The 22,217-nt window shown below is 53.2% G+C and carries 19 protein-coding genes and 1 pseudogene; 7 read left to right on the top strand and 13 right to left on the bottom strand.

What is annotated here, in order from left to right:
- Together PA598K_RS19345 and PA598K_RS19340 are read right to left on the bottom strand one after the other, a co-directional pair.
- Positions 1–4,121, bottom strand: a pseudogene (locus tag PA598K_RS19345) (Ig-like domain-containing protein); the annotation flags it as partial.
- Between the two features lie 203 nt (positions 4,122–4,324).
- Complete coding sequence (locus PA598K_RS19340; RefSeq protein WP_128658538.1) at positions 4,325–5,017, bottom strand: TetR/AcrR family transcriptional regulator; 693 nt, start codon at positions 5,015–5,017, stop codon at positions 4,325–4,327.
- A 137-nt stretch (positions 5,018–5,154) separates the two neighbouring features.
- On the opposite strand from PA598K_RS19340, the gene PA598K_RS19335 reads away from it, so the two are divergent.
- The 3 genes from PA598K_RS19335 to PA598K_RS19325 all read left to right on the top strand — a co-directional run bounded on the left by PA598K_RS19335 (position 5,155) and on the right by PA598K_RS19325 (position 7,525).
- Positions 5,155–6,507 (top strand): MATE family efflux transporter, encoded by a 1,353-nt coding sequence (locus PA598K_RS19335; protein WP_128658537.1) that lies wholly within the window; start codon positions 5,155–5,157, stop codon positions 6,505–6,507.
- A gap of 91 nt (positions 6,508–6,598) precedes the next feature.
- Positions 6,599–6,856, top strand: coding sequence for a GlsB/YeaQ/YmgE family stress response membrane protein (locus PA598K_RS19330; RefSeq protein ID WP_128658536.1), 258 nt, complete (start codon positions 6,599–6,601; stop codon positions 6,854–6,856).
- 147 nt (positions 6,857–7,003) lie between these two features.
- Positions 7,004–7,525, top strand: a complete 522-nt coding sequence (locus PA598K_RS19325) for a GNAT family N-acetyltransferase (protein WP_128658535.1) — start codon at positions 7,004–7,006, stop codon at positions 7,523–7,525.
- 95 nt (positions 7,526–7,620) lie between these two features.
- Here the strand turns inward: PA598K_RS19325 and PA598K_RS19320 are convergent, their stop codons facing one another.
- From PA598K_RS19320 to PA598K_RS19305, 4 genes are all read right to left on the bottom strand, one after another.
- Complete coding sequence (locus tag PA598K_RS19320; protein WP_128658534.1) at positions 7,621–8,673, bottom strand: NAD(P)/FAD-dependent oxidoreductase; 1,053 nt, start codon at positions 8,671–8,673, stop codon at positions 7,621–7,623.
- The gene (locus PA598K_RS19315) at positions 8,674–9,654 is read right to left on the bottom strand and encodes an ABC transporter substrate-binding protein (protein ID WP_260405499.1); all 981 of its coding nucleotides are present in this window, start codon (positions 9,652–9,654) and stop codon (positions 8,674–8,676) included.
- Between the two features lie 115 nt (positions 9,655–9,769).
- Positions 9,770–11,359: a helix-turn-helix domain-containing protein gene (locus PA598K_RS19310; RefSeq protein ID WP_185602101.1), complete on the bottom strand. Its 1,590-nt coding sequence runs from the start codon at positions 11,357–11,359 to the stop codon at positions 9,770–9,772.
- Positions 11,346–11,801: a MerR family transcriptional regulator gene (locus tag PA598K_RS19305; protein WP_128658532.1), complete on the bottom strand. Its 456-nt coding sequence runs from the start codon at positions 11,799–11,801 to the stop codon at positions 11,346–11,348. The genes PA598K_RS19310 and PA598K_RS19305 overlap by 14 nt, the downstream gene beginning before the upstream one ends.
- Before the next feature lie 174 nt (positions 11,802–11,975).
- Here PA598K_RS19305 and PA598K_RS19300 point away from each other — a divergent pair, with 174 nt between their 5' ends.
- The 3 genes from PA598K_RS19300 to PA598K_RS38075 all read left to right on the top strand — a co-directional run bounded on the left by PA598K_RS19300 (position 11,976) and on the right by PA598K_RS38075 (position 13,757).
- The gene (locus PA598K_RS19300; RefSeq protein ID WP_128658531.1) at positions 11,976–12,827 is read left to right on the top strand and encodes an aldo/keto reductase; all 852 of its coding nucleotides are present in this window, start codon (positions 11,976–11,978) and stop codon (positions 12,825–12,827) included.
- Positions 12,828–12,918: 91 nt separating this feature from the next.
- A complete protein-coding gene (locus PA598K_RS38080) occupies positions 12,919–13,413 on the top strand; it encodes a hypothetical protein (protein WP_260405498.1) in 495 nt (164 codons plus the stop codon).
- Positions 13,414–13,448: 35 nt separating this feature from the next.
- A complete protein-coding gene (locus PA598K_RS38075; RefSeq protein WP_260405497.1) occupies positions 13,449–13,757 on the top strand; it encodes a hypothetical protein in 309 nt (102 codons plus the stop codon).
- A gap of 193 nt (positions 13,758–13,950) precedes the next feature.
- Here the strand turns inward: PA598K_RS38075 and PA598K_RS19285 are convergent, their stop codons facing one another.
- Positions 13,951–14,868, bottom strand: a complete 918-nt coding sequence (locus PA598K_RS19285; protein ID WP_128658530.1) for a ketopantoate reductase family protein — start codon at positions 14,866–14,868, stop codon at positions 13,951–13,953.
- Between the two features lie 146 nt (positions 14,869–15,014).
- On the opposite strand from PA598K_RS19285, the gene PA598K_RS19280 reads away from it, so the two are divergent.
- The gene (locus PA598K_RS19280) at positions 15,015–15,479 is read left to right on the top strand and encodes a hypothetical protein (RefSeq protein ID WP_128658529.1); all 465 of its coding nucleotides are present in this window, start codon (positions 15,015–15,017) and stop codon (positions 15,477–15,479) included.
- 30 nt (positions 15,480–15,509) lie between these two features.
- Here PA598K_RS19280 and PA598K_RS19275 read toward each other — a convergent pair whose 3' ends face one another.
- The 6 genes from PA598K_RS19275 to PA598K_RS19245 all read right to left on the bottom strand — a co-directional run bounded on the left by PA598K_RS19275 (position 15,510) and on the right by PA598K_RS19245 (position 22,061).
- Positions 15,510–16,028 carry a hypothetical protein gene (locus PA598K_RS19275; protein ID WP_128658528.1) on the bottom strand — a complete coding sequence of 173 codons (519 nt, stop codon included), beginning with the start codon at positions 16,026–16,028 and terminating at the stop codon, positions 15,510–15,512.
- A gap of 79 nt (positions 16,029–16,107) precedes the next feature.
- Positions 16,108–17,028 carry a family 43 glycosylhydrolase gene (locus tag PA598K_RS19270; protein WP_260405496.1) on the bottom strand — a complete coding sequence of 307 codons (921 nt, stop codon included), beginning with the start codon at positions 17,026–17,028 and terminating at the stop codon, positions 16,108–16,110.
- A 332-nt stretch (positions 17,029–17,360) separates the two neighbouring features.
- A complete protein-coding gene (locus tag PA598K_RS19260; protein WP_128658527.1) occupies positions 17,361–17,651 on the bottom strand; it encodes a hypothetical protein in 291 nt (96 codons plus the stop codon).
- A 197-nt stretch (positions 17,652–17,848) separates the two neighbouring features.
- Complete coding sequence (locus PA598K_RS19255) at positions 17,849–19,900, bottom strand: serine hydrolase domain-containing protein (protein ID WP_128658526.1); 2,052 nt, start codon at positions 19,898–19,900, stop codon at positions 17,849–17,851.
- Between the two features lie 117 nt (positions 19,901–20,017).
- Entirely contained in the window at positions 20,018–21,319 is a 1,302-nt protein-coding gene (locus tag PA598K_RS19250; protein ID WP_128658525.1) for an ATP-binding protein, read from the bottom strand.
- A gap of 1 nt (position 21,320) precedes the next feature.
- The gene (locus PA598K_RS19245; protein WP_128658524.1) at positions 21,321–22,061 is read right to left on the bottom strand and encodes a LytR/AlgR family response regulator transcription factor; all 741 of its coding nucleotides are present in this window, start codon (positions 22,059–22,061) and stop codon (positions 21,321–21,323) included.
- Between the last annotated feature and the right edge of the window lie 156 nt (positions 22,062–22,217).

The following is a 22,217-nucleotide window of genomic DNA, read 5'->3' as shown; positions in this document are numbered from 1 at the left end:
TGCGCTTCTGGAGTCGCCAGAGCGACAACAGGGACGGGGACTTCATACGTCACTTCTTCCGACGGATCGGAGTCCGTGTACAACGGGCTGTTCGACTTCGCTACGACCGTCACGCTGTACGTACCCGGTGCCAGTGCTGGCTGCAAGCTCGACAGGTCCAGTTCGGTTCCTTCCTCTACTACAATGATGCGTGGCTCTTCGCCTTCGACTTCGATTGTTACTTCGTACGAATCCGCATGGTTAACTTCATCCCAGCTCAGTACGCCTTCTTCGTTCAGCTGCGCTTCTGGAGTCGCCAGAGAAACTACAGGCACTGGGACTTCATACGTCACTTCTTCCGACGGATCGGAGTCCGTGTACAACGGGCTGTTCGACTTCGCTACGACCGTCACACTGTACGTGCCTGGTGCCAGTGCTGGCTGCAAGCTCGACAGATCCAGCTCCGTTCCTTCCTCTACTACAATGACGCGTGTCTCTCCGCCTTCGATCTCAATCGTTACTTCGTAACTGTCTGCATGAGTAACTTCGTCCCATGTCAGCACATCGTTCTCGCCGAGTTGCGCTTCTGGAGTCGCCAGGGCAACTACAGGCACTGGGACTTCATACGTCACTTCTTCCGACGGATCGGAATCCGAGTACGCCGGGCTGTTCGACTTGGCAACAACCGTCACACTGTACGTACCCGGTGCCAGTGCTGGCTGCAAGCCGGACAGATCCAGCTCCGTTCCTTCCTCTACTACAATGACGCGTGGCTCTTCACCTTCAATTTCAATTGTTACTTCGTACTTGTCCGCATGGTTAACTTCATCCCAGCTCAGCACGCCCTCTTCGTTCAGTTGTGCTACTGGCGATGGCAGGACCGTGATCAACTGCAGCTGGTTGCGTGCGGTCTCCAGCGCTTCCAGCGCCTGATCGACTTCTTCCTGTGTGGCTTCTTCGTTGTCCAGCACTTGCTGCGCGTTGTTCAACGCCTGCTCCAGCTCTTGCCAGCTATCTGGAGTGTAATCCGTCTCTACCAGATCGTTGTTAATCTCATCGACTTCCGATTGCAACGCCGTTTTGTCCACAATGGTCATCGTCTTAGTTTTGATGGCTGTTTTGCCATCCTTATAAGCCTTGGCTTCTATGGTATAAGTGCCCTCTGGCAAACCGACAGGAAGCGTGCAGCTCCAGGTCCCGTCCTCTGTTACGAAGGTAATGACGTCGGTGCCGTTTACGACATGACCTTCGGCATCTTTGATGATAATCAAGACCGATGCTCCTGGAACGGCTGTCCCTTCTATCGGTGGAAAGCTGACGTTCACAATCTGACTGCTAGGCTCGGTGATCTGCAAAGCGGAGGCAAAATCATCGGCTGCCACCTGCTCGAATGGAGCGGCAGGAACGCCGTTTGTCCCCTTCAGCGTACCTGTCCCATCATAAATGACCTTCACTTCGTTGTCCGTTACCACGGTTCCCACTGGCAGCTTCAAGATCAATTGATCCTGATGTGCAGGGTCAACCTCAAAATTAACTGTGCTGATATCGACTTCTATATCGTTAATCGTAACTTTAAAGCCATTCAGATTGGATAGGCCAATCTCTTGGTCCAAGGTCAGCACGATGCGGGGGCCGCCCGTCTCGGGTTGCTCCAGTACAGCCGTCTCAAGCGTCGGCACCAACGCCGCAAGCGTAAAGTACGACACGTCGCCAAAATCCTTGGTAGGGATCGTAACCTGACCGTCCTCAATCAGATAGAACGAGTCGGCCTCATCAAACTGGTCATCCGCGCTGAACACAACATAAAGCGGACCATCGACTGCTCCTTCTACCGGATCGACTTGCAAGGTGATGGTTGTATCCTCATCCGTGAGCAGGTTGGTGTCCTGCCAATTCGTCTTCTTCACTTTATAGACACGTTCCGTGCGTTTCAGTTGCTCATCAGCTCTATCGACAGAATCTACAAAGCTTGTGCTCATCCCGTTATCGCCGAATACGATATAGGATCTGTCGTTGATGATCGGGCTCAGATTGTCCTCGTTCGATGCCGCGATTGCATCTCCCACTGCGATGGTGACATGGGCTCCGACTTCCTGAGAGCGCGACTGTTTCTGGTATTGGGCGGCCTGATCGTCGCGCCCGATACCGGCGATACGATTGCTATAGTCGCTGCTGTCACCTTGTGTCCACATGGCGTCGCCGCTGCTGTCTACATAATCTGTAGGCAAGGTGAGACCGTACTTAAGAGCCAGATAGCTGTTGACCTTGAGACGATCATTGGCGTCCAATTTTTTGTTGAACACAATAATTTCCGAGATCGAACCGTTGAATCGGCTATTGTGTCCTGCGCCAATATACACCTTGCTTGCAGCATAGCCGAAGTTGGCTGCATTTTGGCCATTAATCTCTTCCAGCAAAGTCTTGCCGTCCAAAGCAAAGGACCATCCCTCGCTCTGAGAGCTCCAGATATTCATCACACGAGATTTCTTCAGCTCGGCTCCCTGCACACTAACCGTTTTGTTGGCGGTCGAACCGAAATAAGTGCGGATGCTTTGACCACTGTTATACCCGTATTGGGCGGCTCCTGGATTGCCATATCCCGTCCCACCCAGATCCCAAGGGAAACCTGCATAATTCTCGCTCGCTTGGACAGAAAAGACTTCACGCTCTGTATCCGCAGTACTGCCTAATGTCGATTTTGTGAAGTATGCAGATGTTGGTGTAATTTTAATACCTGGGTTAAAGTTAGCCGAATTAGCTGTGTATGGAATGCTAGCCGTGTTACTATGACGCGCCCACTTCTCATCGACAGCCAAATCATTCAAAAGCGTTACATCGCCGTTTGTAATCTCCGCGCTTTTCCCCACATCGACCCAGGAGATCAATCCGTTACGTACCCCGCCCGGAGATGCTGGCGGAGCGGCGATAGCGGTCAGTTGATCTCTCGCGACTCCCAGTAGGGAAACTGCCTGATCGACTTCATTCTGAGTGGCATCGTCATTGTCCAACACGGCTTGCGCGGCATCCAGCGCGTCTTGCAGCGTTTGCCAGCTCTCTACCGTATACTCCGACGAGACCAAAGCTTCATCATGAATCTCATCCACTTTCGCTTGCAGCTGTGTTTTGTTCACGGCTACGACTTCGCGCCATACCACATTAGACGTTCCCTCAGCATACGCTGCAACCAGAGTACCGGTATCGGGAATCAGATTGCCCAATCCGGCTACAGGCATGACATCAGAATTTACGATTCCGAACTGGCTTCCTGCCGTCATTCGATTATTGGCCGTAATCCCCGCTTGGCCCGTAAAGTCACCGCTCAACCGAAGAAGGTTTGAGCCGGCCAAAAAAACATTTCGTGGTGTAGCTCCTGACGTATTATCTGTAATGAAGGCATCGCCGGAAAGGTGGAGGCTCCCCTGTACGACATGTATGCCGCCCCCACTATTTTCAGTAATCGTCCCTCCAGTCATCCTAAAGGTTGCATTAGTTCCACCGATATAGACTGCGCCTGTACTGGCATGCTTATTACCGACGATTTCTCCGCCCGTCATTTCCAAGACGGGGTTAGCGCCCATTAAAAAGATTGCACTTCCCTCGTATGCGGAAAAGTTGTTGCGCAAAATCGTCCCTTCTTCAATGGTTAAAGCTGCATTTGTATTGACATTTAAGATTCGCCCATTGGATGGACCTGTCCCGAAGCTGCCGTCAACAATAATATCCTTCAAAGTAAGACTACCACTGGTTATATCAAATAGCGTCCCGCCTGAACTACTGCCTATCTCGCCACGCTGAATGACAGCCGGATTCTCGACTGCGGGAGCCGTTGAAATCGTAACCGCTTTGTCCGATTCGAGCTTGAGAAACAGCCCGTTTATACGCACAAACGTAATATCATCTAGAACATAGATTGTCCCGTTGTCGCTCACTTCCTGATAAGCCTTCTGCAATGAAGCATAAGGAGCCTCGCGCGTCCCATCCCCAGTGTTGTCATTGCCATCACTCGCCACATATACATCCGGTGTATCAGCGTAGCTGACCAGTGTGCCTAAGTTCACTCCCGTTCCTGTAAAAAATAGAAGAAAAGCTAGGAAAACAACTCCTATTTTCTTCAACTGACTTGTGTAGCTTTGCATTTTCATCTCATTCCTTTTATGTTGGATTGGTTATGCTGCTATTTAGCGCTTCGATCCCCCTTGGTTAGCGCATGCACGACAAATTATTACAAATTGAAACTATTTATATCACGCGCTACTCTACAAGATCTGAATAAATATGGATGTGAATATGCAAAAAACCCGGACGATCCGCTGTGGGATAGCCCGGGCTTCGGGGTTCTGTCTGCCTATGACTGCGTCTTCTGCCGCTGGATCACTTGCTGTACGCCTAGCAGGATGACCTGCAAGCCGAACTCAAACGCTTCGTCGGTCCCCATCAGCTCGAACAGGCGGTTCTTGTACATGCTGCGGAACAATCCTGCTTCGTGCTCATCCATCGAATCGAGGAGATGCGTCACGCGATCGCCAGGCTGTGCCGTGCCGCCTTCCTCTTGCACGAGCGCGGCGACATTGCGCTGATGCTCGTAATCGTCGAGGACGAAGTTGAACACATAGTTCATCAACGTCAGCACGACTTGCAGCTTGTGCGCCTGCTCGAGCGGCGTCGGCTCGACGCACTGCAGCATCCGATTGTTGAAGCGGATAATATCGGGCTCGTGCGGCAGCGTCGCCATCATGAGCTGCGTGGAGCAGGGATACTGGCTGAGCACGCTCCGTATCGCAAAGGCCATCCCGCGCAATTGCTCGCTCCAGTCCCCTTGCGGGCGATGCGCTTCGAGGATCATCCGCGACACTTGATTGGCCAGACGCTGGTAGATCGCCTGCTTGCTCTTGAAGTGCCAATACAAGGAGGGCGCCTGTATCCCCAAGCGGTCTGCGAGTCGCCTCATACTGAATTTCTCGATTCCCCCCTCGCCCAGAAGCGCCCACGACACGGCCAATATTTTATCCTCCGAGATTTGCGGCTGTTGTTTTTTCAATTCATCCACCTCTTTATCTAACAGTGTAAGTTTGTGCTTTACAGGTTCATAAACTCATGATATCATCTAACACTGTAAGGTTCAATCTAACACTGTTAGATTATGCTTGTCATTTATAAATGAAAGAGGCGATCTCCATGGATGCAGAACATCTCCATTACTTTGAAAAGGCTCCGATCCGCAAGGCCGTAGCCCACTTCGCCATCCCGATGATGCTGGGTACGTCCATGAGCGTGATCTATTCGATCTTAAACGCTTATTTCCTTGGCACGCTCAACAACACAGCGATGCTGACCGCGCTCGCGCTCACCCTGCCCCTGTTTTCCATCCTGATGGCGCTGGGCAATCTGCTGGGCGTCGGCGGCGGCACCTACATCTCCCGTCTGCTGGGAGAGCAGCAGTATACGTCGGTCAAGCATGTGTCGTCGTTCGCATTTTACAGCAGTCTATGTCTTGGGCTGGTCGTCATAGCCGTCGGCCTGCCGTTGATCGACCCTATCGTTCATGGCCTTGGGGCGACGCCTGACGCGTTTGAATTTACGAAGGACTATGTGACGATCATGCTGATTGGCTCCCCCTTCGTCATCCTGTTCTTCACGCTCGAAAATATCGTGCGCGCCGAGGGCGCCGCGATGACCTCGATGATCGGAATGCTGCTTAGCGTTGTGGTCAATATTATACTTGATGTGATCGCCATCTTCGTGCTGCATTGGGACGTGATCGGCGTAGCGTCGGCTACGGTCGTTGCCAATCTGGTCGCCAGCGCCTTTTACGCTTATCATATTGGCTTCAAGAGCAAGTTTCTGACCGTCTCTATGCGATGGTTCCGGGCGACACGGCTCATCTTCAGCCAAGTGTCCAAAATCGGCGTGCCGGTCTTTATTATGAGCCTCTTCCTGGGGGCGATGTCGCTTATCGTCAATCATTATCTCGTCGCCTATGGCGATTCGTCGGTGGCGGCGTACGGCATTTCATCCCGTCTGTTGCAATTTCCCGAATTTATCCTGATGGGGTTATGCGAGGGCGTCGTGCCGCTGATCGCCTTTTCCTTCGCAGCCAACAAGCTCCGTATGCGGCATACGATTGCTTTTACGATCAAGACGATGATTGCCTTGGCGGCCATCTTCGGCATCATCGTCTATCTCGTATCCGATAACCTCATCGGTCTGTTCACGCAGGACGCTCAGTTGATCGAGGTCGGCACCTACATCCTGCATGTGACGTTCCTGTCCCTCTTCATCTCCGGCATCACTACGCTGTTCACCGGTATCTTCCAGGCGACCGGGCAAGGCACTGCGGCGTTCGTCATGTCCGTCGTGCAAGGCGCCGCCCTCATCCCGGCCCTGTATGTCGCCAGTCGGATGGGCGGCTTCCATGGCGTCATCTGGGCGCTGGTCATCGCCGACATCGTCGCCTTCCTCGTAGGCGGCCTTATGCTCTACGCGCTACGGAACAAATTGCAGCCCGATCTGGAAGCCCTGGCTCACTAATAAACTCATTTCGCTTTTTTAAAAAAAGTTGGTTCATTTCTGGCTTGTTCCATCATACCTTGGAGAAGACTCATGGAAAGGGGACAAAACCATGTATCTGATCTGGGTCATTGTCGTCGGCGGCGTCATCGGCTGGTTAGCGGGCAATCTGATCGGCCGAGATGTGCCTGGCGGCGTATTAGGCAACGTGATCGTCGGCTTTATCGGTTCGTGGCTGGGCACAGAGCTGCTAGGACCGCGTGGACCGGTGTTGGGCGGGTTTCATGTGATCCCGGCTATCGTGGGCGCCATCATCGCCTTGCTCATTTTTTTCGCCTTGGCCCGCGGCGGGGCCTTCCGCAGAAGGTAGCCTTCTATCGCTAATGAAGAATACCCCTCATCCACGGAACAGCTGTGGATGAAGGGTGTTTTTTTGAGTGAGACGCGATAACCAGTCCTCGGGTTGTTGTCTCGTCCCCATATAACGTACTATACTGATGGCAGGAGCGTGATTGCTATGTACCGGTTAGACGGGTTCGATACCCTTAGCGTGCGGGACGCCGTCATCGACGATCTGCCCGCCATCGTCGCCATCTATAACTCCACCATCGCCAGCCGCATGGTGACGGCCGACACCGAGCCAGTCAGCGTCGCCTCGCGTCAGCGCTGGTACGACGAGCATTCGCCGACGTTTCGCCCCTTGTGGGTGTTCGAGATGGACGGCGAGATGTGCGGCTGGCTGAGCTTCCAGTCGTTCTACGGTCGTCCTGCCTACAACGCCACCGCCGAGCTCAGCGTCTACATCGACGAGCGCTTCCGGGGCCGTAGCCTCGGCCGCTTCATGGTGCAGCATGCGATCGACCATTGCCCCGAGCTCGGCATCAAGACGCTGCTCGGCTTTGTCTTTGGTCATAACCGCCCGAGCCTGCGGCTGCTCACGCGTTTTGGCTTCGAGCAGTGGGCGCATCTCCCCGGTGTCGCCGAGCTGGATGGTGTCGAGCGCGACCTGATCATCCTCGGCAAGCGAGTCGACGCTTAGTGCATTGGAAAGTGTAGTCGCAAGAATCACTGCCGAAAGTGTAAACTATACTTTCAGATATTCCGGCAATGATGCACTTTTCGATAGTCAATCCATCAATATATCGTGGAGCTCTGGCTGCTCCTGTGCTTTTGTCGCAAATCTTCGTTTTTGTCTGCGAAGCGGTCATTATGCGACGAGACGCCCGCCATTTTGGACTCTGTAGGGTCCAGGTAGAGCTTGGCGCTGTTCACCGCCAGCACAGCGTCGTTGAACGCGCCTGCGATCAGCCTTACCTTGCTCTGATGGGTGATGATATCGCCTGCGCCAAATACGCCCGCTATGCTCGTACGCATGGTTGGCGTCACCGCAACGCCGTACTCCTCGCAATCCAGACCCCACTTCAGGATCGCCCCGCCAAAGTTCCGATCATAGCCATGGTTGACCAGCACCTCATCGACCTCGAGGCGCATCTCCTCTTTGGAGTCCACATGCTGTAGCGTCACAGACGCGATTTTATTGTCCTTACCGTGCAGACGGGAGACGACATACGGAACGTAGGCCGTCGCTACCGCCTTCATGCGCTTCACGGAAGATTCAAACGCGCTGAAGTCATCACGTCGATGCACGACGTAGACCTCTTTGGCTAATGGAGCCATCTCAATCGCCCAATCGACTGCCGAATCGCCTCCGCCGGATATGAGCACGCGCTTGTCCTTAAACCGATTCAAGCTCGTCACCGTGTAGTGAAGATTGCTCAGCTCGTAACGATCCGCGCCCTCGACGGTTAATTTCTGAATGCGCGTAATGCCCCGTCCCGTAGCCAGCAGGATCGTCCTTGTATAATGCTGCTCTCCATTGTTGGCCGTTAGCGTAAAAATACCGTCCTCGCCCTTGTCCATCTCGACAACCTCTTGCCCGAATACGATCGCAGGATCAAAGGTTTTCGCTTGAACGATCAACGACTGAATAATTGCCTCGCACCGCACCGGCTCGATACCGCCGACATCCCACACCAGCTTCTCCGGGTAGGTCCGCATAAAGCCGCCCAATTCGTGCTTGGCCTCGATAATTTTGGTCTTCATCTCACGCATGCCGCTATAGAAGGCCGCGTACATGCCAGCAGGGCCGCCGCCGATAATCGTGATGTCATAAATATCCCGCTCCATCTAGGGCACCAGCTTTTCTAAGAGATAGTCCATGAATAGCGGAGAACCGACCAGCCCTTCGCCTACGACGAAGTCTGCGGTCTTCAGCGGATAGACCTGACCTTTTTTGACGGCGTCCATCCCTTGCCACAGCGGACTGTTCTCCAGGTCCTTCATCGATTGCTCGCTGCTGTAATTTTGCATCTGCCGTTGTTCGACGAAGATATGGTCGGCATCGAGCTCGGGCAGCACCTCCAGCGAGAGCGGTGTGAACCACTCATAGTTGTCCTTGAGCAACGTCGGTATATTGAGCCCGAGCTTGTCGTACAGCATATCGCTGCCAGGGCTGCCCTTCTCCTGTCCGAGCACGCGATATTGCTTTTGCTCGACACGCAAGACGAGGATTTTCTCATCGCCGATCGCATCATGCAGCTTTTTCTTCGTATCTTCGATTTTCTCCTTGTACTGTTGAAGGGCTAGCTCAGCCTCCTGCTCTTTGCCGAACAGCTTGGCCAGAGCGGGGACATATTCCTCGATGGCGCCGCCAGCGTCGAGAGCGACCGTCGGAGCGATTTTGCTTAGCCCCTCATACCGTTTGGCATCGAGCGCCCCGCCTTGCGCAAGGATCAGATCCGGCGCTTCCTCGAGGATCAGCTCGAAGTTATCTTCATATTGCTGGACAGAGATCATTTTCACTTGATGTTCCTGGAACAACTTCGGACGATACTCCGGCTCGATCTCTTCCACCAGCGTAACCGCCTGGGGGATGACGCCGATCTCGATCAAGTTCTCCGCATAGCTGGAGCTGAGGACGAGCATATTTTGGGGCTCGGTCGGGATCGTCACCTCGCCAAATGCATCCTTGACCACACGCGTGGCAGACTTGCTCTCAGCCTCTGCAGGCTTGCCGCCGCTCCCGTTCCCTTGATTAGCGGTCGAGGAGCAGGCCGCCAAAGCGAATACAACTAATGTAACAAGCAGGTACAGCATCGTTCTTCTCATTGCAAAGGCCCCTTTATCTCATTTGATAATGATTATCACTATCAAATTATAAGAAATCCTGGCCAATCCGGCTATAGCGTAAAGTGTCTTAAAGAGTGGATTATTGTGTCCTGGCCTACACGCGACCCAGCATGAACTGTTCGATCTGCCGCATAATCTCCCTCTTGCCGTACGCACTGCAATGATTAATCCATAGCCCTGTATCGACATAGCAGACACGTTTGTTTTTCACCGCATCCAGACTGGCCCATTGCTTGCTTTGTTGCAGATTGGAGAAGCTAAGGTCCGCATTGTAATAGTCCATCTGCCGTTTTTCGATAAACAAGTACGTCGGATCGGCTTCCGCTACTTGCTGCAAAGAGCACGGATTGAAGCTTCTTTCGTTCGAACGGAATAGCGCCGGCATCGACAAGCCCAGCTCCTCGTACAACAGGATGGCCGACTCGATCGAAGCCTCGCCGATGTAGCGATAGCCGGACTCTTCAACCCGAAGATACAGTACGGTCGAGCCTTCCTCGATATGGCGGTGGATGTTGCGCCTGAGCGTGTCAGCCTGCGCAGTCAGCTCATCGATCAGCTCCCTCGCTTGACGCTCCCGGTCGAACAATCCGCCAAAGTAGCGAATAAGGGAATAGATGTCGCGGGGCAGCCTGGTTAGAACGGGAGCAGCGGTGCGCAGATCGCGTTTCGCCTCCTCCGTTACGACGTCGCCGATTAGCAGCTCGGGCTGCTGCTCTACAATCCTGTCCTGTCGCAGGACATACTGGGGCATGTCTAACAAGGTTACGCTATGTTGTTGAAGCAGCGCTAGCAGATAGCCAGGCGTCAGGGACCTGGTCACGGCGACACTATCCGGGATCACCCCTAGTGCGATGGCAATCTCGGCATGTGCAGAGGATAGGAAGCAGATGCGATACGACGCAATGGATGCTTTGTACTGCTTGGGCGGCTTGCCGACCATCCGCTTGAACTGCCGATTAAAATATTGCGCATCGTCGAAGCCCGCTTTCTTGGCAATCTGGTTCGAAGCGTCATCTGTCGTTAACAGCAGCTCCTGCGCGCGCAAAATACGGGTGCGAATCAAATATTCGATCGGCGTCTGATGATACAACGCATGGAATTGTCTGGAATAATACGACGGGCTGTATCCTGCTATCGCGGCCAGCTGCTCTCTGGTGATCCGCTGCGTATACTTCTGCTGCATGTAATGAACGGTCCGCGCGAGCCTGTGCTCCAGCGTATCTTCATCAGCGGGACGCTGCGGCTTCAGCTCCTTGAGCAAGCTGTACAAAATAAACTGCCGCATCGTGAGGTGAAGCTCCTCCGCAGCATCTGCGAGCGCAACGCGAGTGTCGGCTACGATCGTCTCGGACACCTTATGCACCTCATAGCCCGTGCTGGAGTTAACATCCCACTCGTAGATCGTCCCTATCGTCGTATCGTACGTATCGAAGCTAAGCAGATAGCCTGAGAAGTCAAGCGGGAGCGCAGGGGAAAGCGCGATGACAGACCCCTTGGCAACAGCAACCAAATGGCCAAACACAACATGCGCCTCATGCCCGTTGATCGATAGTGTCGTCTGGCCATCCGTAATCAGGACGAGCGCGGGGCGATCCAGATGAATATGGTCCTGCTCGCCTAACGCTTCCGCCAAATCCTCAATTGCCGTGCAATAGGCAAGCCAGCCGGGATCAGGACCCTGCATAGATGTGCTCCTGGCTGTAGAACACATCGCTGTGCATATGCCGGATCTCCGCCCAGTTAGCGGGATTCATCGTATCCGGCGAGCGATTGTCCAGGATGGCCTCGTACAAAGCCACTTTTTGCTCCAGATGGGCGACATGCCGCTTGGCTTCCTCCAGCTTGCTCAGCGCGGCTTCTTGATGCTCCCTCATGAGGGAACAGCGCTCTTGAAGCGTCGATTCCCCTTTGAGACAGAGGTCGACGTACGTTTTGATCGTCTCGATCGGCATGCCCGATTGCTTGAGACAACGGACGCCATGCAGCCAGTTGATCGATTCCTCGTCGAACAACCGGATATTGTTGGGATTGCGTTGGACGCTCGGCACGAGACCTTTGTCGGTATAGAAACGTATGGCGTGCTCGGTAAGCCCTGTGAGCTGGGCGGCTTCCTTGACGGTATGCATGCGTGTTCCTCCTCCGATCAAACAAAGTGAAAAAGCTTCTTGCCTTCGTGTAACACGAAGGTGCTACCCTTAGTGTAATGCAAGTCGGCGCAAAACGAAATATCCGTGACGATGCCACATGTCACTAGTGTTTGCCGCCGATTGCCACTCACTTGGAACAGGGAGGAATTAGGTATGCAAACTGTAACCTTAAACAACGGGGTCCTCATGCCCCTGCTCGGCTTTGGGGTCTATCAGATCCCCGATGCCGTCGAATGCGAGAATGCCGTGTACGAAGCGCTGATGACCGGGTATCGTCTGATCGATACGGCCGCAGGCTATCTGAACGAGGAGGCCGTGGGCCGCGCCATCCGACGCAGCGGCGTACCGCGCGAGCAGCTGTTCATCACGACCAAGCTGTGGATCCAGGATGCGGGCTATGAGAGCGCCAAGCTGGCCTTTGCCAAGTCGCTCCAAAAGCTGCAGCTCGACTATCTCGATCTGTACCTGATTCACCAGCCGTTCGGCGATTATTACGGAGCCTGGCGTGCGATGGAGGAGTTGTACCGAGAGGGACTGATCCGGGCGATCGGTGTCAGCAACTTCCTGCCTGACCGTCTGATGGACCTGATCGTGCACAACAAGATCGTCCCCGCGGTCAACCAGATCGAGACACATCCATTCTACCAGCAGCAGGAAAGCGCCGCATTTATGAAGGAACAGGGCGTGCAGCACCAGTCGTGGGCGCCGTTCGCCGAGGGACGCGGAGACATGTTCAGCAACGCGACGCTGCTCTCGATCGCGGAGAAGCACAACAAGTCCGTCGCACAGGTCATCCTGCGCTGGCTGGTCCAGCATCGCATCGTAGCGATCCCCAAGTCCGTGAACAAAGCACGAATCGAAGAGAACTTCGCGATCTTCGATTTTGAGCTGAGCGCAGAGGACATCGGTCGGATAGCCGCTCTGGATACACGAGAGAGCATGTTCCTGTCGTATCTCGATCCAGCCTTCGCCAAGATGCTGGGCACGTTAAGGGTCGACCTGTAAACCGTTGCCTAAGCCTATCAAAAATAAGGAACAACACTCCGATATTAGAAAAAGAACCTACGGAACGCAACGAAAATAGGAGTGTTGGCCCATGCAGATTAACAACTCGATCCCGCCTGACTTGAATCTCTATACCCTGTCGAAGCCACGGCCAGATCAACCAAGCTTGGTCTCAGGCACGATCCCCGGACTGTCTCATAACACCGACACGGTGGAGATCAGCCCGGCGTCCAGGCAGCTCGCCGCCTCCGATATCGTCCATCATGCGGCGGTCTACTTCGGAACGACCCAGATCAACGAATCGCTGGAGCGCCTGCTGCAGGATCAGTCGGCCGAGGTGAAGGACGCTGTCTACGGCATCATCCAGTCGAACTTCATCACGCAGGTCGCGGAGGAGGCAGACTCTGCCGCCCTGCTGGAGCTGGGTCTCGCGCAAGCGCAGTATATCGCCGACCAGTATATGAAAGACGACCAGGCTGCCGAGTTCATGGCGACGATCCGCGAGATCGGGGCGATCTCGACCACCCGTAGTTTAGACCCGGATCGCAGCAGGTCCGTTATGTCACGCCAGCGCAGCGGCCAGTAGGCGCTCCGGAGGACTACATCGATCTGTCGTCCCTGATGCAGAAGTTCGAGCCCGACACCTTCAAGCAGCTGCAAGACGCCATCGTGAGCGGAGGGGACTGGAGCCGTATCCTGACCGGCTTCGCCCGCAAGGCAGCCGCCCGTCAGGATTGGGCGAAGGCTTACCAGGAGGAGGCCGCTGTGCCGGTTGGCAAGTTGCCCGTGGACAACCGGTTCGACCAGGCGAGTCGGACCGATCTGACTTCGTTTGCCCAGCAGATCAAGGACATTATCAACCAAGCAGGCTTGCCCAATAGCAAGCTGCTGACCGACAATATCGAGGCATTCATGCGCAAGCTGCAGTAGCCTTTTGCACAAGAAGCGCGTCGTTCCCGGCATGTCCAAGGTGCTGCGCTTTGGCGGCAAATACTTCCCGGATATGCTCTCGCGCGCGATGGCGCGAGCGTAAAGCGAGCGGGGAGGAAGCCCTCTGGCGATGCTCCTATCGGATGCTCCCGTCGCCGCCCTGCCCTGCGGTCCCTACGACCCTGCAGCCGCGTTACTTCGTCTGCATATCGAGCTTTATCTGATGCTCACCTAGAAACGCCAATAGATCGTTACGCAGGTGCATGATTTCGCGGCTTGCCTGACTCGCATAATCCGGCCGTCTCATATCCTTGACCATGTTGGTGCTCAGCCATGCCCTAAAGAGCCGATCCACGATCCCGTTCGGCCAACGCAGCATCCATCGAAATAAAGGCGGATCGATAGCTATGCCTGCTTTTTGCAATGCATGGACGTAGGCTTTCAAGGTAGTTGTAATTTGGCGCGCCGTGGCCCGGGTATCATTCGCGTTCTCGTCAAGGGCGTCTAGTCGCAGCGCGCCGAGCAGCGCAATATCCGACGCCGCATGGGTCAGGAGATACGCTCTCATATCCTTCGTGAGGGTACAAGGAAGCTTGGCGGCCTTGAATAGAGCCACGAGTGTGCGCACGCGCACGGTCGCTGTACCGTTAATTTCTCCAACCCGAGCCGCCACGAGTAGTTTAGGAGGGATTCTGGCATACAGCACCCCGTCCTTGATCTGTCCGCCAACGCCCGGGAAGGCTGGCAACAGACGCTCTCCGACGATCGCTTGCCACGGTGCAAATCCTTTGACATTGCTGATCATCGTGACGATGTTGGGACTGTGGTTATCCTTTAGCGCCAACAACGCCGATTCGGCCCCATCGTAACGTACGGTAACCAGAATATAATCATACCGATCCTCAGGCTCGAGCGTATCGATGACCTTAATGGGAATGGATCGAATCTTGCCCTTGTCGCTATATTGCAGACCGTTGTCCTTCAAGGATCGGTATCGCTCTGATCGTGCGAGCATCGTCACGTCCAGTCCCGCCTCCATCAGCTTAATGGCACATGTGCTCCCGATTACGCCAGCGCCAAAAATTAAAATCCGACTTCGTTGTCCTGACATCTCATCACCCCATTTAGTGTGTGAACCATCATACTTGACTATCCGACACGATGTTGTATGATGTAATCCTAAATGCTGAGTCGGCCATGATCAACCATCAGATTTCCCGGATTTGTCGGATGACTATCGTTTAATGGAGGGATACGATGAATACCTTAATTACGGACCACTGGTCTGCTAAGCGCGAGCTGCCCGGGATCGATTGCATTGCTTTTGCCGATGGTAACCTGATCATGTTAAGCATCCGGAGCTATTACAACCCTAACAACCAGGAGAGTACAATTAGCTGTTCTCCCCTATGCGACACAACCATTGAAAGCCTTTTGAAATACGACAATGATATTTGGACCCTCGTCGATGCATGGACGAGTATTGACTATCGCGGCGGTAAAATCTATGGCGGCGACGGGCAGATGGGAAATGAAGGCTTTATCGCATGCTCGGACGCAAACGACGATTTGCTTTGGGCGATCTTTTTTAGTCAGACCAACCCTATCAAGACTTTGCGGATAGAAGATCGAACATTACTTGCGATGAACGAACATGATGAGATAAAGATCGAAATTAATTTGGATACTCTGATCGATATAAAAATAACACCGGTCAAGTGAAGCTGAATGGACCGTATGACCTCTGGATTTTCAATCCATCAAACGACGTTCCGCGTGTTCGAATTCACCGTCTAGAGGGTTAAAACGATAGGTAACCGGCTCTCCATCCACATTCAAATAAATGTAATAGGTGTAGTGTGTGATTTTTAAGTAAGTTGGACTTCCGACACCAAGTTTATCTTCCCTATGCTCCGGAATCTGTACTTGAACAGATTTTCCAGATCCCCTTTCAAATGCCTCCACCTTGGTGGCTGCTTCTTCGTAAGTATAGGCTGGCAGGCTAGTGTAAAAATAAACGACAAAACCCGCGAATATTATAATGGAAGCTACAAATAAATACATGATCTTTTTGATTGGACTGCCCTTTGAGAAGAAGTAAATGAATAATGCACACGCAAGGACGGCTAAGCAACTTGTCGCGTAGAAATCGGCGATATTTAGAATGCCGAGATACTTTCCGTTAGGAATGTCAAAGAGCGTACGACCCAAGATACCAACAGCAAGTAAGTAAACAACCATCAGAACGCCTATCTTTTTTCGATTCATCATAACGCAGCCCTCCTGCCCCTAAAAAGCAGACGAAGGGAACCGAATGGCTCCCCTTCATCTGCTGTGTTTTTGCTGTGTGCTACGACCCTTCCATTACCACCAGATAAGGCAAGCCCTCCCGCCAGCCAATTTCCTGCATGGACAAGTACCAGCTCTTACCCAGATCGTTATTCCCCTGGTAAAAAAGATACGTCCGGTCGTCTTCGTCCCGGAACAGGAACGGATGGCCCGATTCGCTGGCGTTCCAGCTGCCGGGTTCTCCATTGCGCAGGAGCGGCTCCTCGAAGAGCCGAGTCCATGCGATTCCGTCCCCACTCACAGCGCAGCCGATCTGCTGCGGCCGGTTGTTGTACGCCCCTGCGTAGAACATGTACAGCTGTCCTTCCCGCTCTACGAGCGCTGCAGCTTCAATACACTGCTCCTCCCAAGGCAGCTCCGGCTTCAAGATCGACGCATCGCATCGCTGCGTCCAGGCATCCCGGCCAAAATCCGAGTCCAGCTCCGCCGTTGCCACGCCCTGCATCTGAATCTCCCCTAGCGGATCGCGGGTCGCGAAGTACATCCACAGCTGACCGCGATAAGCGACCACATCGGCATCGATGGCGCGGCCGTTGTTCCACTCGCCGGTCGGGCGGAAGACGGGGTTGGACGCGTTCTTGCGGAATGTCAGTCCATCCTCCGAGACCGCATGGCAGATCGCATCCTTCGGACCATTACCGTAAGTCTGGTAGAAGAGATGAACGCTGCCTCCCAGCGAGATGACGCCAGGCGCGCAGAAGCCGTTGCGTTCACATTCCTGCTCCTGTGGCACTTCGCCCACCTTCTGCCAAGTCACCAGATCGTCGCTAACCGCGATGCCGATGCCCCAGCCCGCTGGCGCCCGGTCTGGATCGAGATGAGGTGGTACCGAGTAATACATGTAGTATCTGCCCTGGTGCTTCACGACCGCCGGATCCTTGGCCATCGGCCGGCCACGGTCGGTATCTGTGTACATCATCATGGGACTAGTCCTCCTTTACAAATTGCCACATATCCTTCGCAAGGAACGCCGTGTCCTTGTTCTCATCGTACCACTGCGCATAGAATGCTTCCAGTTGCTCGCCACCGGAGCGGTTCCACAGTTCCAGCGCCTCGGCGTAGGCCTGCTCAATGGTGAAGGAGGTGCCGCCGACGATGGCTTTGTTGTAGATATCGTCGATCTTGGAGACATTGGTCTGCCAATAAGCAATTCTCCCCGGATATACAGACGTGCTATACGTTGCGATTTGCAGATGAGAAAGAAAAAAGACGCTCGGGATGTTCCCAGCGTCTCTCGTTCCAATCCTAGACCGGCTATTTGCCGCTCTCGAACTCCCGTTTTGCCGTATCCAGCATCGTCTGCCAATCCGGAAAATCCGTCTCCCGGTCAATATGACGATCTAAAAGCTCGCCGGCTATTTTATCCATGTCTTGCAGCGTATCCGCCTGGAAGTTGCCTTTTTCCTGAAGCTCCTGGAAGCTGCTGAATTTGGAATGCTTTCTCATAAAGGATGCAGGGAAAAGCTTTTCCAAGGAAGGCTGACTAGGGTCGTCTTGAATCGTTTTTTGGCCTTGCAGATCCTTCAGCAGATCGTCAAAGGACATCGGTTGTTTTTTTCTCAGAATACCACTCCTCATTTGTTATTCGGCAAGTTCCATCATATCATATCTTACCCCAAATGGAGAGACCAACGATCCTGAATTCCGCCACGAGCGAGTATGGAAAGTCAAACAAAAGGAATTCCGCCTCTGGATAGGCAAGAATTCCTTTTTTTTAGCGTATCTCGCTGCGTCAGCGCGGCTTATTCCAATCCAATCTTGAATACGGTCCCTGCAGGCCCGCCAAACACAATCCGTCCGCCTTCCGGCAACGCGACGGTGTTGGTTTTGCTCACAATCGAGAGATTGACGGGGAGGCCATTCGCATCATAGACGGCAAATCCTCCGCCTTCGGGAACCTGCACAGTCATCGTTTTGTTAGCTGCCTTGGCGTCGATCTTGTACCAGACGGCATGACCGTCCGACTGGATCGTCGCAATCGACGTCTTCCCTGCATAGATGGGCTTCACCGCATCTCCATCGATATAGGCGAATCCGTCGATCGTCAGATATTCCGTTTGCCCCTCTTGGTGAAAATTCAGATCGAAGGCATCTCTTCCGTTCATCATCGGGATTTGGGCTGCATTGACCGCTTGATTGGCATCCACGATTCGGGTGCCGGTAGCATAGCCATAGTCCATATCAACGGCGATGTTTTTGGTTAGGACATCCAGCGCCAGATAGAACAACGATGTGATCTTCTCATCCACAGCGTAGTAATTTTTACCGTTTCGTTCTTCCCACACTTTTTTCATGGCGGCCGGGACCGGGTTCTTGTCCAGTTTTTGAAATGCGTAGGTAATCATATTCAAACCGCCGAGCCCCGGTAAGTCCAGGTTTGCGTCTAGCTTGAGATAGGTTTTGCCATTGCTCTCGTCGACGAAGCTAGCCGTTAACCTGCCATCGCTGCTTGTGAATTGTCCATCGCCCGTATAGCTATACGTCTGTTCGGGGATGAGTCCGCCGAGCAGCACAGGCAAGCGGATCTCGCTGTTCTTCATCTCGATATGGACGGTCTCGCCCACCATGCCGTATAACCCTTCGTACGCTCGCATACCCGCAGGGAGATCGACCTTCGCCGCCGGTTTAAAGGTTGCCTGCTGCGGCGTATCCTGGATGATGTCTTTGTACTGCAGATAGTCCAGCAGTACATTGTTGGTGAAGATACTGTTAAAGATCGAGCTACCGCCCGAGGTGATCACTGCGATCGAGATATCCTGGTCGGGCACGGTCGTCAGGTCGGCGTGATACAACATCGTATCGCCCCCTTTGCTCATGGCCGTGATGCCATAGTTCGCAAACGGCACCAGACGAATGGCATCCCAGCCCAATCCGTAGCCATAATTGCTCGGCTCATCGGAGATCCATACCCCATTTCTGTACTCAGCTTGCTGCATCGCCTTGACCGACTGCTCCGACAATACATCGGGGCGGTTGCCGATCAGCACCTCCGCAAACTTGGTCAGCTCTTCCGCCGTCGAGTACAAGCCGCCAGCACCGATCACATTGGGGTTTTCTACTGGCAAGGCATGCTCCATCGTCGGAAAGTACGTTTTGGCAAGCCGTTCTCGATCAAAATCGTCGAGCGGTGTTTTGGTCGAGGTTAATTGCAGCGGCTCGTTGATACGCTTCTCGACAAATTCGCTGTAGCTGATGCCGCTCACCCGCTCGACCAGCAGCTCCAGCAATTGAAACCCGTCGTTGCAATAGACGGAGAATTCGCCCGGTTCGGCTTTCAGATGCTCCGATTGCAACCGGGTCAGCAATTGATCGTGGTTTTCCGTGTCGTTATCGTCGAACAGCATGCTATTCCCGTAATGCGTACCGTAGAGACCGGAAGAGTGATTCATCAACATCCGCGGCGTAATATCCTTGTAGCGCTCGTCTGCCATTTTGAATTCCTTGATGTAGGCGACCAGCGGCTGATCGATATCGATCAGCTTGGCATCCGCCAGCATCATCGTCGCAGCAGAGACATGCATCTTGCTGACCGACCCGATCGCGAACATCGTATCCTTGGCAACCGGCTGATTCGTAGCCCGGTCATGCACGCCCGCACTGCCCGACAATACGATCGAGCCTTCGTCCATAATGGCGTACTGCACGGCACTCACCCCGTAATTGGCGATCAGCTCCGATGCCATCCGTTGCGCCATCGCCTCGTACGAGGGCGGCTTCTCCTGCGCAAAAGCCTGACTCAGCGGTAACAGCGCAAGCGTAGCAGAGACACCTACTATGATCAGTTTCTTGAACATCGTAACTCCTCATTTCTGTACGGTATTTTTGTCGATGAACACATCTTACGCCTAACCGGAGCCGTCTGAACAAAATCGCCCTGAAACGAAAAAAACAATCCCTAAACGACAGGATGTCTAGGGATTGTTCAGCAGGGGGATGACTGCCATGTTATGAAATTGGTTTTGTTTGACCTCCAGGGTCATGTTCCCGCCGTACTTATTGCATATGTTGGAGATATTCGTCAGGCCGATGCCGTGAAATTCGGGGTTGGGCTTCTGGCTGTGCAGGGCGACTGCCGCACTCCCAATATGATTGAGAATATGGATCATAAGCGTCGATGCGTCGGAATGGATCTTGATCCGGATATAACGATCCTCCGCAAGCTTGACCTTCTTGGACGCCTCGACGGCGTTATCCAGCATATTGCCCAGCGCGACGCACAGATCATAGCGATCCATATCGATATCCTTCGAATACAAGCTTAGCTGCGTGTCGATTCGTATGCCATTGGCTTGTCCTATGTTGAGCGTATTCGTGACCAGCGCATCGACCACCAGATTGCCCGTATTGACCCGCTCATAGGCGTCCTCCACCTTGTCCAAGGTCACCTTGATATGCTCTCTTGCCGCCTCGAGCTCATTGCGGTTGATGCATTCGTCGATGTAGAGGAAATGCTGGTTCGTATCATGGATGATTCGTTTGATCGACTTGAAGCTGTGCACCGTTTTTTCGTAATTGGCATCCTGATAGTCCATCTGACGCTGCAATTGCATGTTCTCATGCATCACCTGGAACTTGTCGATGATATGATCGAACACATACACGACGCCCACATTCAAGACGAGGAAGCCGATGCCGCTTATGAAAAAATGAATATTTTGGGAGCTATAGGAAGACAGCAGCTGAAGCTGATAGATGCTCATGATCGGCACAATCAAAAAAATAAGATAGTACCGCAGATCGATTGAGTAGCTCCTGCGTTTAACCAGCAGTCGGATCATCTGGATAACCACGAACATGAGGGTACAAGTAAACAGGGTGGCCCTCGTAATCGACATTTGATACTGTGCGTCCCCGTTAACCGGGTTCACCACGTTTAGATCGACCTCATCGATCGCATACACCACATATAGGGAAATAAAGTTCACGATCGTCATCAGCACCACGTAGACAATCGTATAGATAATTTTGGTCCGCCAGGGGACCCGATACGCCTGGGCCAAACTGAATACCATCGCAAAGGCCAGAATAGAGGACACAAACGACGTGATGTAGACCGTCAAATAGACGAAGCCCAGCGCGAGGAACAGGAGCATATACACCCAGCGGCTCTTCTTGCGCGTGGACTTGTCCAGCACCGAGTTGAAAAACAACACGCACTGAAAGCACATCGCCAAGGCGACGCATGCGACAACCGTCAAATTGTAGGATAGCATATCAGGGTGCCCTCATAATCATAAATTTGGTGTAGAAATCCTTGACCTCCTTGACCTTGGAGCGACCAATGGGAAACTCCGCGCCGTTGGACATGAGCACTGCCCCGCTCGCGAACTTCTTCACATGACTCAGGTTGATAATAATAGAGCGATGAATCTGCAAGAAATGAAATTCCTTCAACGCGCTTGCGTACTCGGACAGGATGCCTCTGCTCTCATACGTTTGGCTTGTGGTGATGAAGTTCAGCTTGCTCTTGATCGTCAAGCTTTTGGCCGCTTCGATGCCGATAATATCGTCGTAGCGCAGCACCACTTCTTCATAATTCGACTTGATAATCATCCATTTCTTGTCCTGTGCCTCAAAGTAGCGACATAGCTTGACGATCTTCTCCTCCAGCACCTGCTCCGAAATGGGCTTGATCAAGTATTGGAAGGTGATGACGTCGAAGCTCTCCACCATATAGTCCGGGTAACTGGTCAGAAAAATAATTTGTTCGTCAAAATGCTTCCGATCCCGGATGGCCCGGGCTGTCTGAATCCCGTTGATCCCCCCCATCTCTACATCGAGAATGAGAATGTGGAAGGGCTGCTCGTTGTTGTCGTAATGAGCGATCAACTGCTCCCCGGATGCGAAGCATTCGCATTCAAATTCGAGGTTGGTCTTGACGGATAAGGCAAGCAGCATCTGCTTTACAAGCTCCCGTTGCTTCTCCTCGTCGTCGCACAGGGCTACCCGATACAACAATTGTCTACACCTCATTTTCATATAAAGTGCGATTCCATGGACTCGCTATATAAGCATTATATACGATTTGGGCAACTTCATAATAAGCTGCAGACAGGTTGGAGGGAAAGGCAGGTTTTCGGACAGACTGCTCCTGACTCCATTGCGTAGCAG

This window comes from Paenibacillus sp. 598K, from assembly GCF_003851045.1.
In the GTDB taxonomy this organism is placed as follows: domain Bacteria; phylum Bacillota; class Bacilli; order Paenibacillales; family Paenibacillaceae; genus Paenibacillus_D.
The sequence above is the reverse complement of the archived record's forward strand: the minus strand, read 5'-3'. Positions and strand labels throughout refer to the sequence as shown.